We start from the raw sequence: 15,204 nt of genomic DNA, 5'->3' as shown, positions 1-15,204 counted from the left end.
AGCTTTTTAAAGAGTACCTTATGAAAAAAGCCATTATTATTACACTTGCTATTGCAGGCTTTGTTGCCCTAATTGTATCAAAACAAATAACCGGCAATAAAGAAGCGGTCAAAGTTGAAGTTCAATCACCCAAAGTGGGGCAAATTGCAGATTCAATCTTAGCTTCTGGTAACTTAGTCTTTAACACCCAAGTACAATTACGGTCAGAAGTCACGGGCCGCGTTGCCAAAGTCTTTGTGGAAGAAGGGCAAAGCGTGCAAGAAGACGACATTTTAATGCAACTCGATACCCAAGCATTTGAATCAGAAGTCGAACGTATTCAAGCCATTGTTCGTGCTAGTGAAATTGAAATTAAACATGCCAAAACACGCTTAATTAATTTCGAACGTCAGTTAAAACGCCAAAAAGAGCTCTACGATGTTGGCTTAGCGCAACAAGAAACGTTCGAAAACATCCAAAGTGCTCGAGATTTAGCCAAAATTGATATCGAGGCGCGTTACGAATCACTCAATCAAGCAAAAGCATCACTGTCTATTGCTGAAGATCGCTTAAGCAAAAGTGTATTTAGAGCGCCAATGAGCGGTCTCCTTGCCTCAGTCAACATCAAAGAAGGTGAAACTGTAATTGCGGGTACTACTAACATTATTGGCTCAGACTTAATGCTCGTCGCTGATCCCAGTGCTATTTTGGCTGAGCTACGTGTTGATGAAACCGACATTGCCAGCATTAAAATAGGCCAAGTTGCAGATATCTACGCTGCGGCTTACCCCAATAAGCCATTTAAAGGCAAAGTCATCAACATAGGCACCTCGGCAAAAAATCAAGCGGGCTCACAAGGACTCTCATTTCGAGTTAAAGTCTTACTCGACCCAACCGACCGCCAACTTTATGCAGGTATGAGCTGTCGAGCTGAAATCGCATCAAGCATAGGTGAAAACATCTTAAAGTTACCGATTGAGGCAATTCAATCTAACGATGATGAGAAGTTTGTTTGGGTGGTTAACAATGACAACACGGTGAGTAAAAAAGTAGTCGAGTTAGGTATTTCATCTGATATTGAGCAAGCGATTAGTAACGGGCTGACAGAAAACGATCACGTCGTGTTAGGCCCTGCTCGCCCTGTTAGTAAACTTAAAGAAGGTGATGTAATTACACGCAAAACCGCTAATGATGACAAAGATGAAAATAAGGATGCCGCATAATGACTGCGGTAATCAAACTTCATAATATCGAAAAGCACTACACTATGGGTGAGCAAGTGTTTAAAGCCCTTGATGGCATTAATATTGAAATTGCTGAAAATGACTATGTCGCGATCATCGGCCCGTCAGGTTCTGGTAAGTCAACGTTAATGAACCTGATTGGCTGCTTAGACATTCCAACCAATGGCGAGTACTTTTTAAAAGATAAGCTCGTTAAAAGTATGACCGAAACAGAGCTGGCCCATCAACGCAATGAAAGTGTCGGTTTTATCTTTCAAAGCTTTAATTTGCTACCTCGGGCTTCAGCACTCGAAAATGTGATGCAACCTTTGGTCTATCGCTTTATTCCTGCTAAAGAACGCAAAGAAAAAGCGCTTGAAGCACTCAAACGAGTGGGTCTGGCCGATAAAGTCAATCATTTATCTAGCCAGCTTTCGGGTGGTCAACGCCAACGAGTAGCGATTGCTCGCGCATTGGTGACTAAGCCCCACATTTTACTTGGCGATGAGCCCACGGGAAATTTAGACAGCAAAACCACCAAAGAAATTATGGCGCTATTTGATGAGCTACACCAAGAAGGGCACACCATTATTTTAGTTACCCATGAGCAAGAAATTGCCGATCATTGTCAGCGAGTGATTCGCCTAGTCGATGGCCAAGTTGTCGCCGATACGCGCAATAACCATGAGGAGAAGCTCAATGTTTAAATCTCTGATTGCGATTATGGAGGGCACAAAAGCGGCACTGATGGCTATCAAGGCCAATGCCATGCGCAGCGCACTTACGTGTTTAGGTATTATCATCGGAGTAGCCGCGGTCATTACTGTGGTCGCCGTAATGCAAGGCTTTACTAAACAAATCAACGACCAACTTGCCGATATGGCGCCTGATGTCACCTCTATCAAACCATATACCAGTGTTGAGCAAGAAATGGTTGGTGTGAAAAGTAAACTCACCTATGACGACTTTTTAGTGCTAAAAAGCAAAATAAAAGAAGCCGAAACCATGACCGCATTGATGTTTACATGGCGCTTCTCTGGTGGAGCACAATATGGTAACAAAACCCATAACACCCGCGTCATGGGCACAGAGCAAGATTATCAAAAAGCTTACCGTACCTACCCTGATAAAGGCCGATTTATCCGTGCAGAAGACGATGAGAAGCGTCGCCGTGTCGCTTTTATTGGCGCATCTGTAATTGATAAGCTGAACCTACCTAAAAACCCTGTAGGTGAATACATTAAGTTAGGCGGCGAATGGTTTCGAATTATCGGTGTCTCCGAAACGCAAGGTAGCTTTTTAGGCTTCGATCAAGACGACTATATTAACATTCCCATTAGCACCATGAGTGCATTAGAAGGCGCCAATAGTGCCAGTAATGTACAAATTATGTTTCGCCTAAAGCCTGATGCCAATGAAGAACAGGTCTTAGCTCAAATTACCCGAATATTGCGTCAACGCCATAAAATTAAAGATGGCCAAGAAAACGATTTTGAATTTGAAACCGCAGAAAAAGCTCGCGCCAATGTCGATAAATTTACTGGGAGCGCAACAGCCATCACCGCAGGTATTGTTGGGATAAGCCTAATTGTTGGAGGTATCGGTGTAATGAATATTATGCTGGTATCTGTAACCGAGCGTACTCGTGTTATTGGAACACTTAAAGCACTAGGGGCAACGCCTGGCTTTATTATGCTGCAATTTTTAGTGGAAGCTGTGGTGCTATCATTATTTGGCGGTTTAATAGGCTTAGCATTGGGGTATGGGATGGCCGCAACCATCGCTGCAATCTTACCCGGTATGCCTGAAGCGTATATCCCAGGGTGGGCCATCATGTTGTCATTTGGTTTTACTTCAATGATTGGGATTGTGTTTGGCCTTGCGCCGGCGATTAAAGCTGCACGCTTAAACCCCATTGATGCACTAAGGTATGAATAAGCAACAACACTAAGACTAAAAAGGCAGCCTATTTACGCGCTGCCTTTTTTACATATCCTCTACGGAGCGAGATTAAACGATACACATTATTCTTTCACCGCAAATGGGATCAGCGTATCGGCACACTTTGTTTTCACCGTCTTTGGATACCAAATCGGTGCAATCACATTGGCTGCACTGCCAGCTAACCCATTAATGAATGAAAGCTGTGTTTCCACACTTTGCCATTGTCCACCTTCGCAGTTACCTTTTAAATCAACTGGCTCTGATCCTTCATACAATGCAAGTGCAAAATTATGATGCCATTGCTCTTTAGCAGCTTGATTACTATGCGCTGTACCATTATCAAAGTGAATACTGGTACAACCCATGGTTATCCCCAAAACGGCGGCTAATAAGACTGTTTTAGTTTGCATTACTTACCTCCACATGACTGACACCTTGGGTTTCACACCAGACCTTTATCGTGTGTGGCGCGTAAATACCTAAGGTGATTAATCCAAGAGCACCATCGCCAAACGTTGCTTGAGACTGCATTTGCAGTACTTTTTTATCGCCACATACCGCTTTGACATCGACCCGTTGCTCACCGACTAAGCCCCACAAGAAAAAAGGGCGACTATCTTGGTAGGTTGGTTTCTCTGTTAATTTAGTAATTCGCTCAGGCTGGATCGTCACTGACGAACAACCCGCTAATACCAAAACTAAACTTGCTGCCACCAGCTTATTCATACTACTTATTCCACAAATGTTGATGCGGCAAGTGTAATAGAATCTAAAATATCAGATAGTAAAAAAATGTTAGTGAATTGTAGAATCCTTACAAGAGTAACGCTTAAGCAATATTTACCAGCATGTATATACAAGCTTACTGATAGAAAAGTCTAGCTCAATTTAATATTGCAGCTTGCAAGCATTTCACTTTGTAGTGTTACACTGAGCTGATCATCAGTCTCTAACAACCCCACCCCTTTTGGGGTACCCGTTAAAACAATATCGCCAGGATGCAAGGTAAAAAATAGGCTTATTTCCTTTAAAAGATCAGCAATAGGAAACACCATTAAAGACGTATCACCATGCTGCCTCAACTCATTATTAATACTAAGTGTAAATTGCAGGGCCTTAAAATCAACGCTCTGATTAATGGGCACAAACGGGCTCACTACACAGCTATTATCGTACGCTTTCGCTTTTTCCCACGGGTGCCCATCTGCCTTTAAACGCGATTGAAGCTCCCGAAGGGTTAAATCCAGCCCCACACCTATCCCAACAATGTGTTTGTGTAAGTTAATCTCAGTACTTGCACTGATAGTATCACCGATTAAAAGCACCAATTCTGCTTCATAATGATGCTCACCTAAACGGCTTGGCAGTTTAATATCATTTTTCATCGACACTAAACTACTGCTTGGCTTAATAAACAATAATGGTTCTGTAGGGACTTCATTATTAAGCTCTTGTGCATGCTCGACATAATTGCGGCCCACACACACCACTTTGCCAACCGCCAGATCTATTTTTTGACCATTCTTCCAGTGTAAATTCATCAGATTAATTTCCATTTCAAATGTACAACGTCAGTCTATAGTATTCGCTTAATCAATCTTAATTTTATTCAGTGATAATCACTATTTAGTCCATAAAAAAGCCGCTGAGTAATATTAACTCAGCGGCTTTTTTCACTTTGCAGCTTGGTTATAATTTCTTAATATTATCGCCACTGTCGCGGTCGACTAATTTAATGAAAGGATCAACCCCTGCATACAACGGTTTTTCTTTTACTTTCAGCTCAATCACGTTTGTACCTGTTTTAATTAAGTGTTTTTGTAAATAAAGTACGTTGTTATCTGTGGTTAAGTCATCTGGATCGGCACTAAACAAACCAATATCAACCGTATCGTTAAAGGTGACTTCTGTCTCTTGTCCTTGACCATCCGCACGCTGTAGCTTGGCTTCAATCGTCAAAGTGACATCATAATATCCATTTTCATCCACTTGTTCGGCTATCGCGACTTCTGTGGTTTTTAAATCATATAATGTGATGTGCTCAAACAGATTACTGACAAACTGCTGCTCTTGCTCATTGGTGTCTTGATTAATATAGCGAACCAAGTCAACCGTTGTTGGATAAGGCGCACTTTGATATTTGTATTGCTGTAAGAAGCCTTTAAGCGCCTCATTTAAGCGTGTTTCGCCTAAGCGGTCTTTGAGTGACATCATCACCACAGAACCTTTACGATAGTGAATATACTGCTGGTTTTCACTGCGCATCAAGGGCATTTCTTCTAAAAATTCCACCGTGCGGCCACGTAAGTAACGATCAAGTTCGTATTTTAAAAATTTACGAATTTTATCTTCACCGTATTTCTTTTCCATGACCATCAACGCACTGTACTGCGATAAACTTTCTGAAATAATCGCACTACCTTGTACATTGGCCGCTCCCACTTGGTGTCCCCACCATTGATGTGCAACTTCATGGGCTGTGACATAGTAGACTGGGTCGATGTTTTCTGGGTCACGTAAGTCGGTGATAAACCCTATTTTCTCAGAGTAAGGCACCGTATTAGCAAAACTTTGCGCAAACGTTTGATAACCTGGAAACTCAATGATACGCATTTGTTTGTGCTGATAAGGACCAAAGCTCGCCGTAAAGTAATCGATTGAATCACGCACTGACTCAATCATACGGTCAATATTCATCGAGTGATCTTGGTGATAATACACCTCAATATCAATGCCTTTATATTGCTCGTGTTTACGCTCTAATTTAGCCGACATTACAGAGTAAAAGTTCACCATCGGGGCGTCCATTTTATAATGGAAGGTCCGACGGCCGTTAGCGACACTCTCTGACTGTAAATAACCCGGAGCAATAGCAAACTGGTCATCTGCAGTCGTAATCGTTGCTTCAAACTCAATAAACCCCACACCTTTCCCAAAAAAGCTTTCATTATAATATTCGGTATCTTCGAGTTTATTGGCACGTTGTAAGGGTTCTAAGTCATGTTGACGGCGCTTATGGCGATCTGTTAATTGATAACTCGAGTTGTAACCAAAATTAGCAAAAATCTCATAATTATTCAGGAAAGTGCCATTTTCGACTAACTTCACATCTTCACCTGAATCTGCAAAGCCCTGATTTTCACGCACTGACGTTAACAAACCACTGCGTTCTTCACCAGGCAATAACGGCTGTTCAAACACAAACCAAGCGCTACTATATTGCTCATCAATCTCGGTGATTTTGCCCCCTTCAATTTCAACGTCCCATTGGTGTGTATTACTACTAGGTCGCGACACTAAAAAGCGTTCAATGGCTTGATTCGAAGTATTTTTTACTACGATATCGGCTTGAGCTGTTAACTTACGTTGATATGGATAGATATCCACGTTCACTTTGGTTGAGATCACAGTCGGGATCTGAGCATCTTTATATTGGACATATTTCTTTTCGTAATCAGCTTGTAACTGTTCACGATCATCTTGCACCATAAATTCATTCAATATCCGAGTGTTGTAATGAATGTAACTGCCAGATGCAATAAATACCACCAAGCTAGCAGCTACAGCTAATTTACCTGGCAGGGCTAACTGATACCCTAACTGGCTGATACGAACTTTTAATGGCTGTGATGGACCTCGGTGCCATAAAGCATAACCAAGCACACCTAAAATCACCGTGAATGCCGCCCAATACACTAAATACCAAGAATGCGCTGTTAAATAAGTACCAAAGCCATTGATATCTGAGTATAAAACAGCGGGCGCTTGACCAAAGTGGAACATATTATGACTAAAACCAAAGTTACTGAGCACTATGGTACTAATGATGTATAAAACAAATAACATCATGCCCACATATTTATTTGGGCTGATAATTTGTAAGAAAAATGCCAAAACCGCAGTCATAAACAAAGGAATTAAATACACATAACCTAAGCGAGTCACATATTGGCTTAACTCTAAGTTGCTATAACCTTGGATAAACTGATTACTTACCGTCACCAGCATGCCAAACACGTACAGCAATACCATTACCAAACAAATGGCGACCAGCTTAGATAACCAAAATGTGATATTTTTTACCGGCATAGAATCAATAATATCGCCCATGCCAGAGCTGCGCTCTCGCCACACGATTTCTGCACTGTAATAAGCCAGTACAATCATCATCAACATGCCCGTAGAGCCTGCGATATGTTCAACCATCATTTGGGTCAATGGCCAATCCGGCGTACCAAACATCCCCGTAGGATCAACTAATGGTGCAACCAATAAAAAGATGGTCAGCGCCCCGAGAATCAAGAATGGCGCACTAAACACAACTTGTTTGACCTCAAAACGAGTGCGATGCAATAGCTGAGCGAAGGTACTTTCCCCTTCACTGCGATGTGAAAGGTTATTACCGAGTAAATGGGTAAAATCAGTCTGCACTGTTTTAGAAGTCTTAGCTTTTTTAGTTTTTGGCAAGCGCTCTAAATTTCTAAAACCGCCAAATAACACCATAATAATCACACCAATAACCACCCAGAGAATGCGGTTTTCGAGTAAAACACCGGACATCTCAATCACAGTATTATTCTTATCGAACATAGTCCAATAGCGTGTCACTTCTCCTAAGGTATTAAAAGCAAAAGGGTCTGAAAGCGCGGCAATCGCTCGGTACTCAGGCTCTGACAGGAATTGCCCCGATATGGTATATAAAATAAATAAACCAACAGCCGATAAATATACCGCCATCATCGAACGAAAACGAATCGCCACCGCATAAAAGAAGCACGATAAAACAAATAAAGTGGGCACAGATAAATAAAAGAACGCGGTTAAATAGTAACTTAAGTGAGTTTCGCCTAAGCGCTCCACATCAACCCACCCAGTTAACCCGCCAATTAACGTGCCTAATAAAATTCCCAGTGGTACAAAACTAAAGACTGTCAGCACCACCGCAAAAGAGCCTAAAAAGCGGCCAAGCTGATACGTTGTTGGATTAATTGGCTTGCTATAAAGCAACTCTGACATTTTAGAGGTATCATTGCGGGTCGCTGTACTGGCCACAAAATTAACCACCAAAAACATCGCAAATAGCCCCATGATGACTAAGGTTTGCGCAATCGAAAACGGCCCGTTATACAACACATTCCCACCGCCACCAATTTGAACATTTTCACTGACCGTAGCAAAAAAAGTCAAAAAGAAAAAAATCAGACTTGTGACATAAAAAGAGGGCTGACGGACAAAATACCGCCATTCAAACATAAACATTTTAGCTAACATGTCATTCCCCCTTATGCAGCACTGCGGTGTTTATGCAGTGTTGAGAAATACACATCTTCTAAATTCGCAGGCGCTTTTTCAAACCCCGATGGTGCATCATCAGCCATTACATGCACAATCGTTTTACCTGCAAACAAGCGTTTAGAAATTACAGGCATGGCGGCTTCAATTTCTTGTACTTCTTGCTGGGAAACCGTTTTGCGCCAGATTTGACCTTGTAATTTATCAGTCAGACCAATCGGATTTCCTTCGAGAATGATTTGTCCTGACGCTAACACGGCCATATTCGGGCAAAGTTCAGAGACATCTTCGACAATATGGGTTGATAAAATAATGACTTTTTCTTCACCCAGGCTAACAAGCAAGTTATGAAAACGATTACGCTCTTCCGGATCAAGGCCGGCAGTTGGCTCATCAACAATTAACAAATCTGGGTTACCTAACAATGCTTGCGCTATCCCAAAGCGCTGGCGCATCCCGCCAGAAAAACCACTCACTGCATTTTTACGATGCTGGTATAAATTGGTATGTGCTAACAGCCCTTCTACGGCTTCTTTTCTTTGTGCCGCATTGTTGAGACCTTTGAGAATAGCCATGTGATCTAAAAGTTCATACGCGCTAATTCGCGGATACACCCCAAAGTCTTGTGGCAAATACCCAAGTCTTTGACGTAATGCTTGCGGATCATTGAGTACATCAATCCCAGCAAAATCAATTTTTCCTTCATCCGCTTGCTGCAACGTCGAAATAGTACGCATCAAAGATGATTTTCCCGCACCATTTGGACCTAACAGCCCAAACATCCCTTTCGGAATATTTAAATTAACATTACTTAATGCTTTTACACCGTTATCGTATGTTTTAGATAACCCTTCTATTTTCAACATGGTTTAGCCTCTTCATCTTATTATAATTGGATTGATTGAGTGTCTTTCACTCTAGAGGTTAAAACGGACTGATGCCAAACACTAAAAGAAGGTGATTAACGGTAAAATAAAATGATGAGTGGCACACACAAAAATCGCACCCCATCCTTGGGATATATTGCGTCGTTTTTGCTTACGCATAATAATTTAGCGCCATGTCTTGTCCACTTTGGTACGCTGCGATCAAACTTTGATTATGCGCCTTTTGCTCTTTCGCAACATAGGCTTGGCGTACATTCTCATTGTTTTTCACGATATAAGCTTCTGTTAAAGACAACTTTCCATCATGGATCTGACTCACAGCTTGATACATCGCAATCGACTTTTTAACTGCATCAATTTGCTCCAGTTTCTCTTCTTGACTGGGAAAAGTAGCCTGCTTTAGCTCAAATGGCGGCATGACCGCTTCAGCATGCACTTTCATTCGTGCATCTGTTGAAATGCTGACAAGGTCTTGAGGTAAACCCTTTGCCGATGCCACCTCTGTAGGTTTGCCTGCGGCATTTATGGGTTCCATTTTCTGTGGGTAAACTGCAATTGTATTTACAGGTATCATGAGCACCACTCCTATTTCGTTGGTGTCTTACTTTGCTGTAAATCATCTGAATAGAAAGTGAACACTCATTCTGTAATCTGCTTATTTTAGAGCATTTAACCTATACTTTGCGCTTGCACGTCCTGATTAAGCTCGGTATAAAACAGCTAAACACAACATAAATTAGAAGCGAAAAGCCAATGAAAGATCATCAAAATGTGCCGCTAAACGATTATATAGAATACCCAGTAAACGAAATGCAAACTCGTGCAAATGACTTCCTTGCAAACAGCCAGCGCCGTCATTCCATTCGTTCATTCTCAGATCGGCCCGTACCAAAAGAAGTAATCGAGGCCTGTATAAAAGCTGCGGGTACTGCACCCAGTGGCGCCAATCATCAGCCATGGCATTTTGTTGCCATTCATAGCCAAGATGTTAAACAGAAAATCCGCCAAGCGGCCGAAGATTTAGAGCGTTCATTTTACGAAGGCCGCGCAGGTGAAGAATGGCTTGATGCGCTAAAACCTTTAGGCACCGATGCCAATAAACCTTACTTAGAGCATGCACCGTGGCTGATTGCCATTTTCAGTCAAAAGAAAGGAGGCATTCATGCTGAGGATAAGAACACCAATTATTATGTCCATGAGAGCGTGGGGATTGCGACAGGGTTTTTAATTCAAGCTCTGCATCATGCAGGCCTAGTAACCTTAACGCACACACCTAAGCCTATGAGCTTTTTAAGTGATATTTGTGGACGCGATCGAGACAATGAACGCCCATATATGCTGCTAATTGCAGGCTATCCTGCAGCCGATGCAACAGTGCCTGAACATGCATTAGTTAAAAAAGACCTCGAAGAAATCGCTACATTTATATAAAGATTAAAGCAATCAATGGTATATACAAGCAACCAGCTCTTCGTGATTGGTTGCTTGTCATTTTTTATTTCTGTGCAATTAAATCCCCGACTACTAAGCCAGAAACAACTACAACATTTTGATTATCTAACCGTTTTCCAGTGCGAATATAGCGACGTTCCAACACACCATTATTAACCACCTGAACCATCTCTAACTGGCCATATGGGATTACCAATGACGAAGGGATCACTATTTGTTGCGAACTCTGTGCTGGTAACTTTACCTTGGTAAACATACCCGGCATTAGTCGATTATCTTGCTTAATATCTAATTTGACGAAAAAGCTCCGCGCATTACTATCAGCAACCGGTACAATTTCAGCAATCGTCGCTGTCGTCTCCAACTCTATTGAGGCCACTTCAATCTCTAAAGTTTGGCCAATAGTCAACTGTACCGCTTTATGCTCTCTGACAGAGGCTTCGACTTGCATCGAAGTCGGATTATAAATAGATAATAAAACCTGCCCAGGACTGACAACATCTCCCGGCTCAGCCATTCTATCAACCACTTTACCGTCAATTGGGGACACTATTTGACTATAAGACAGCATCACTTTAGCTTGTGCGACCCCCTGTTTTGCACGGACTGAACTCGCGCTGAGTTCATCAAAATTAGCGCGCGCTTCATCTAAATCGTTCACGGCTATTAGCCCTTGCTCTTGTAACTTTATCGCTCGTTCCAATTGCAACTGAGCATGAATAAGCTGTGTATTCTCAGCTGCCAGTTGGGCTTGAGCTTGCGCTACTTGCGTTTGTAATTCACTGTCATCAAGCGCTATTAGAACATCACCTTGGCGAACCATCTGCCCTGCCCGCACTTTTAAAGCGCTGATTGGCGCTAAAATGCGACTAGATATCAACGTATTTTGCTGTGCAATAATGGTCGCTGGCACACTTTCTTGATCTGCCACTGTTTGATAGGCAACAGGGAAAGTGTTACCTGTAAATAACTCTGGAGAAGATAGCTCTCCAGGGGCTATTTTATCATTAAACAACCCAACCATTACTGCAATCAGCACTAATAAACCACTGATTGCGATTAATGGTATCAACCACTTTTTGTTTACTAAAACAGTCATGCTCTTACTCCTTTTCGACGTGGCTGAGCGATGAATCAAATACTAAAAAGTATACTAAGGGCACAACAAATAATGAAAATAACGTAGAGGCAATAATGCCAAATATGATCGCCAAAGCGAGTCCACTAAATACAGGGTCCAACGTGATCACTAAGTTCCCCAACAATGTGGTTCCTGCGGTAAGTAAGACAGGGCGCATTCTGACAGCCCCGGCTTGTACAAGAGCTTCTTTAATGGCCATACCTTGACTACGAGCTAAAGAAATAAATTCAACTAAAATTAATGAATTACGAACCACAATTCCTGCTAAGGCAATCATGCCAATCATCGCCGTTGCGGTAAATAACACCGGTTCAGGCGCTCCCGCTACAATACGCTCGCCAAATTGATTCATTAACCAAAAACCGGGCATGATGCCAATAACCGTCAACGGAATAGCCGACATAATAATCAGCGATAAAGCCACCGACTGAGTCTGTAGCCGGAGCAATACAAAAATAGCTGTCAACGCAAAGGCAAAGGCAATTCCCATGTCACGAAAGACACGAATAGTGATCCGCCACTCACCTTCTCCACTGAAACTTAAATGCGTACCTGCTGGCAGTTGCCACCAATCATTCGCCCCTGGATCAAGATAGCTGCGCTGTTGCCAGTCAAGATTAACCAGATCTGACTCTAATGGCGCTGCAGTGACTAAATCATGACTGAGGTCGCTAATCACCTCTGCAGGGGTACGGCCATTGAGTTCTGCCATCACATAAATCACTTTTTTGAGATCTTTGCGCATAATCACTTGCTCACTGTCCCGCGCTTCGAACTGCCCAAGTTCTGATAACGCAACAAGCGGTTGAGGGGCGGTTTCCAAACCGAGTTCTTGTTGGGTATAACTCATGCCCGCTCGCCCCTTTACTTGTAAACTCAATAAAGTAGCCAATTGATTGCGTTCGCTATAAGGCAATTGTAGGTTGATAACTAACGGCTCGCTTTCTGTAGGAACATGAACAATCCCCCCCGTCATCCCGCCACTAGCTAATTGCAAAGTGTCTTTGATATCTTGCTTTGACACCCCCGATAACGCCGCTTTTTCTTGATCCGTCACAAAGCGTAAAGTCGGTTGATTTGCTGTTAATGTTGAGTCGACTTCGACAACGTGTGGTTCGCGTTTTAGTCTGGCCATCACTCGTTCAGCAGCTTGACGATGTATCTCATCTTCAATAAACAGATCGGCATACACTTCGGCCACTAACGTACTGAGCACAGGCGGACCTGGCGGCACTTCCACCACCTTAATCACCACACCTTGCTGACTTAAATCCGCTAACTCAGCACGCATTCTTAGTACCACCGCATGAGATTGGTGCTCACGTTGCGTTTTATCCACCAATAACACACGTACTTCGGATAAATGAGCCGCTCGGCGTTGATAGTACCCCCTAACCATCCCATTAAAATCAATCGGTGAAGGCTCACCCACATAAGCGGCGAGTGTCGTAACCTCTGGGAATGTTTGCAATCGCTTTATCACCGTTTGTGTCATGGCTGAACTTTGCTCGAGCGTGGCAGATTCGGGCAAATCAATCAGTACTTGCACCTCATTTTTATTGTCATAAGGCAGTAATTTTAATGGCACAGCTCTAAAAATCGGTAACGCTGCACTCACTATAAACAATAACAACACCAACCAAAGCGCAAGTTTTGCACGTCGCTTATTTTCAAGTAAGGGTGCCAGCATTCGACCATAAGTCCCCCCTCCTGAAACTTGCTCATCACTGCTTAGCACATCACCGGGCTTGAGTAATTTGGCCGCTAACCATGGCGTCACTAAAAAAGCCACTAAGGTTGAAACAAACACGCTCACTGGCACATTAAATGCCATAGGTGCCATATAAGGCCCCATCATGCCCGTAATATATGCCAACGGGATAAATGCCAACATGATGGTAAGTGTCGACATTACCAGCGCCCCTCTAATTTCAGACATCGCTGCGACAATGTTGGGGGCTTTGTTGCCTTTTTTCGTTATAAAACGGGAGATATTATCAATCCCAGTGATTGGGTCATCCACCAATAGACCTAACGATAAAATCAAAGCGAATAGAGTGACTCGATTGATGGTGTAGCCCAGTGCCATATCCAAAAATAATGTAATGCCGTAGCAAATCGGCACAGCTAAGCCAACCACAATTGCTGGACGCCAACCTAAAAAGACACCGACAAAAACCACTACGGTAAACACAGCAAACACAAGACTTGAAGCTAAATTATTCACTTTTTCGTCAGCGGTTTGGCCGTAATCTCTCAAGATCTGATACTTCACTTCGTGAGGTAAAAATGTGTGCTTTAACTCATCCATTTTCTTAACAATCGACTGTGTCAATGCAACTGCGTTGCTGCCAGCTTGTTTTGCCACACTGATTGTCACCATCGGGTATTGTTGATCTAACTGAGCTAATGGTTGATGATGAATATTAAAACTCAACCACTGATACTGAGCAGGCTCGGCTGGGCCATCGATGATCGTAGCTAATTCGTGAAGATAAACCGCTTTGCCATTAATCACATTTACAACTAATGCACTGAGCTGCTCTTTTGTTCGTAATACATCACCCGCTTCAATGACGATAGTGCGTTCACCGCTAATTTGCTGACCCACTTGCGCTAACTGATTTGAAACATTCAGCGCATGTAGAATATCACTCATTGTTGTATTACGAGCGGCCAGCGCAGTGGCATCAATTTGCACTTGCATCAGACGCTTTCGGCCTCCCACAACGTTGACCTCATTGCTATCCGCAATGGTTTGCAAGTCGATCGCAATCTCATCAGCAAAGCGGCGAAGCTCAAAATCACTGTATAGCTGTGGCGCATCACTCCATAGACCGAGCATCATAACAGGCACATCATCGACCTCTACGGGCTTAATTTGCCAATTGCGGACGATACTTGGCATCGCATCCTGATTTGCATTGAGTTTGTTATAAGTGTTTAAAATGGCATTTTCTCGATTTTCGCCAACATTAAATCGGAGAGTTACGGCCGTTTGGCCATGAGATGAGCTGGAATACACATGCTCAACACCAGGAATTTGCGCGAGTAATTTTTCAAGCGGGATCGTAACTTGTTTTTCTACTTGGTTGGCGCTGACATGCGGGACTTCAACCAAAATATCAAGCATCGGGACAACTATTTGTGGTTCTTCTTCGCGTGCGGTGAAATTGAGTGCTAACGCCCCCAAAATCATTGCCACAATAAAAATAGCCAGCGGTAACCCGCCTTGTAATGAGTGGGCAATAGCGCTATCTATCGGGTGTTTTAATTGTGCCATGGT

At 42.8% G+C, this 15,204-nt stretch carries 12 protein-coding genes; 4 read left to right on the top strand and 8 right to left on the bottom strand.

Going from position 1 to position 15,204, the window contains the following annotated elements; translation table 11 throughout:
• Positions 1-20: 20 nt before the first annotated feature.
• From AC3KVK_RS01185 to AC3KVK_RS01175, 3 genes are read left to right on the top strand one after another with little or no spacing between them, the layout of a single operon-like run.
• Complete coding sequence (locus AC3KVK_RS01185) at positions 21-1,202, top strand: efflux RND transporter periplasmic adaptor subunit (RefSeq protein WP_490312457.1); 1,182 nt, start codon at positions 21-23, stop codon at positions 1,200-1,202.
• Positions 1,202-1,909 (top strand): ABC transporter ATP-binding protein, encoded by a 708-nt coding sequence (locus AC3KVK_RS01180; RefSeq protein WP_490312458.1) that lies wholly within the window; start codon positions 1,202-1,204, stop codon positions 1,907-1,909. Before AC3KVK_RS01185 ends, AC3KVK_RS01180 begins: the two co-directional genes overlap by 1 nt.
• The gene (locus tag AC3KVK_RS01175; protein WP_490312459.1) at positions 1,902-3,140 is read left to right on the top strand and encodes an ABC transporter permease; all 1,239 of its coding nucleotides are present in this window, start codon (positions 1,902-1,904) and stop codon (positions 3,138-3,140) included. The genes AC3KVK_RS01180 and AC3KVK_RS01175 overlap by 8 nt, the downstream gene beginning before the upstream one ends.
• An 86-nt stretch (positions 3,141-3,226) precedes the next feature.
• Here the strand turns inward: AC3KVK_RS01175 and AC3KVK_RS01170 are convergent, their stop codons facing one another.
• The 6 genes from AC3KVK_RS01170 to AC3KVK_RS01145 form a co-directional block, all read right to left on the bottom strand.
• Complete coding sequence (locus AC3KVK_RS01170) at positions 3,227-3,556, bottom strand: Bor/Iss family lipoprotein (RefSeq protein WP_490312460.1); 330 nt, start codon at positions 3,554-3,556, stop codon at positions 3,227-3,229.
• Positions 3,546-3,872: a Bor family protein gene (locus AC3KVK_RS01165; RefSeq protein ID WP_490312461.1), complete on the bottom strand. Its 327-nt coding sequence runs from the start codon at positions 3,870-3,872 to the stop codon at positions 3,546-3,548. The genes AC3KVK_RS01170 and AC3KVK_RS01165 overlap by 11 nt, the downstream gene beginning before the upstream one ends.
• Before the next feature lie 152 nt (positions 3,873-4,024).
• A complete protein-coding gene (locus tag AC3KVK_RS01160) occupies positions 4,025-4,687 on the bottom strand; it encodes a fumarylacetoacetate hydrolase family protein (RefSeq protein ID WP_490312462.1) in 663 nt (220 codons plus the stop codon).
• Between the two features lie 148 nt (positions 4,688-4,835).
• Entirely contained in the window at positions 4,836-8,417 is a 3,582-nt protein-coding gene (locus AC3KVK_RS01155; RefSeq protein ID WP_490312463.1) for an ABC transporter permease/M1 family aminopeptidase, read from the bottom strand.
• 11 nt (positions 8,418-8,428) lie between these two features.
• On the bottom strand, positions 8,429-9,304 hold the full coding sequence (locus AC3KVK_RS01150; RefSeq protein WP_490312464.1) for an ABC transporter ATP-binding protein: 876 nt from the start codon (positions 9,302-9,304) through the stop codon (positions 8,429-8,431).
• A 172-nt stretch (positions 9,305-9,476) separates the two neighbouring features.
• Positions 9,477-9,899: a hypothetical protein gene (locus AC3KVK_RS01145; protein ID WP_490312465.1), complete on the bottom strand. Its 423-nt coding sequence runs from the start codon at positions 9,897-9,899 to the stop codon at positions 9,477-9,479.
• A gap of 179 nt (positions 9,900-10,078) precedes the next feature.
• Between AC3KVK_RS01145 and AC3KVK_RS01140 the strand changes: the two genes are divergently transcribed.
• The gene (locus tag AC3KVK_RS01140; RefSeq protein ID WP_490312466.1) at positions 10,079-10,756 is read left to right on the top strand and encodes a nitroreductase family protein; all 678 of its coding nucleotides are present in this window, start codon (positions 10,079-10,081) and stop codon (positions 10,754-10,756) included.
• Between the two features lie 64 nt (positions 10,757-10,820).
• Here AC3KVK_RS01140 and AC3KVK_RS01135 read toward each other — a convergent pair whose 3' ends face one another.
• Positions 10,821-11,876: an efflux RND transporter periplasmic adaptor subunit gene (locus tag AC3KVK_RS01135; protein WP_490312467.1), complete on the bottom strand. Its 1,056-nt coding sequence runs from the start codon at positions 11,874-11,876 to the stop codon at positions 10,821-10,823.
• A 4-nt stretch (positions 11,877-11,880) separates the two neighbouring features.
• Positions 11,881-15,201: an efflux RND transporter permease subunit gene (locus AC3KVK_RS01130; RefSeq protein WP_490312468.1), complete on the bottom strand. Its 3,321-nt coding sequence runs from the start codon at positions 15,199-15,201 to the stop codon at positions 11,881-11,883.
• Positions 15,202-15,204: the final 3 nt, after the last annotated feature.

The organism is Pseudoalteromonas sp. J2K-J979, assembly GCF_058169715.2.
This window is presented reverse-complemented; position numbering and strand designations above follow the sequence as displayed.

Excerpts from the sequence above, each read along its gene's own strand:
- AC3KVK_RS01185 (WP_490312457.1), top strand. The coding sequence starts at position 21 with ATGAAAAAAGCCATTATTATTACACTTGCTATTGCAGGCTTTGTTGCC.
- AC3KVK_RS01180 (WP_490312458.1), top strand. The coding sequence starts at position 1,202 with ATGACTGCGGTAATCAAACTTCATAATATCGAAAAGCACTACACTATG.
- AC3KVK_RS01175 (WP_490312459.1), top strand. The coding sequence starts at position 1,902 with ATGTTTAAATCTCTGATTGCGATTATGGAGGGCACAAAAGCGGCACTG.
- AC3KVK_RS01170 (WP_490312460.1), bottom strand. The coding sequence starts at position 3,556 with ATGCAAACTAAAACAGTCTTATTAGCCGCCGTTTTGGGGATAACCATG.
- AC3KVK_RS01165 (WP_490312461.1), bottom strand. The coding sequence starts at position 3,872 with ATGAATAAGCTGGTGGCAGCAAGTTTAGTTTTGGTATTAGCGGGTTGT.
- AC3KVK_RS01160 (WP_490312462.1), bottom strand. The coding sequence starts at position 4,687 with ATGAATTTACACTGGAAGAATGGTCAAAAAATAGATCTGGCGGTTGGC.
- AC3KVK_RS01155 (WP_490312463.1), bottom strand. The coding sequence starts at position 8,417 with ATGTTAGCTAAAATGTTTATGTTTGAATGGCGGTATTTTGTCCGTCAG.
- AC3KVK_RS01150 (WP_490312464.1), bottom strand. The coding sequence starts at position 9,304 with ATGTTGAAAATAGAAGGGTTATCTAAAACATACGATAACGGTGTAAAA.
- AC3KVK_RS01145 (WP_490312465.1), bottom strand. The coding sequence starts at position 9,899 with ATGATACCTGTAAATACAATTGCAGTTTACCCACAGAAAATGGAACCC.
- AC3KVK_RS01140 (WP_490312466.1), top strand. The coding sequence starts at position 10,079 with ATGAAAGATCATCAAAATGTGCCGCTAAACGATTATATAGAATACCCA.
- AC3KVK_RS01135 (WP_490312467.1), bottom strand. The coding sequence starts at position 11,876 with ATGACTGTTTTAGTAAACAAAAAGTGGTTGATACCATTAATCGCAATC.
- AC3KVK_RS01130 (WP_490312468.1), bottom strand. The coding sequence starts at position 15,201 with ATGGCACAATTAAAACACCCGATAGATAGCGCTATTGCCCACTCATTA.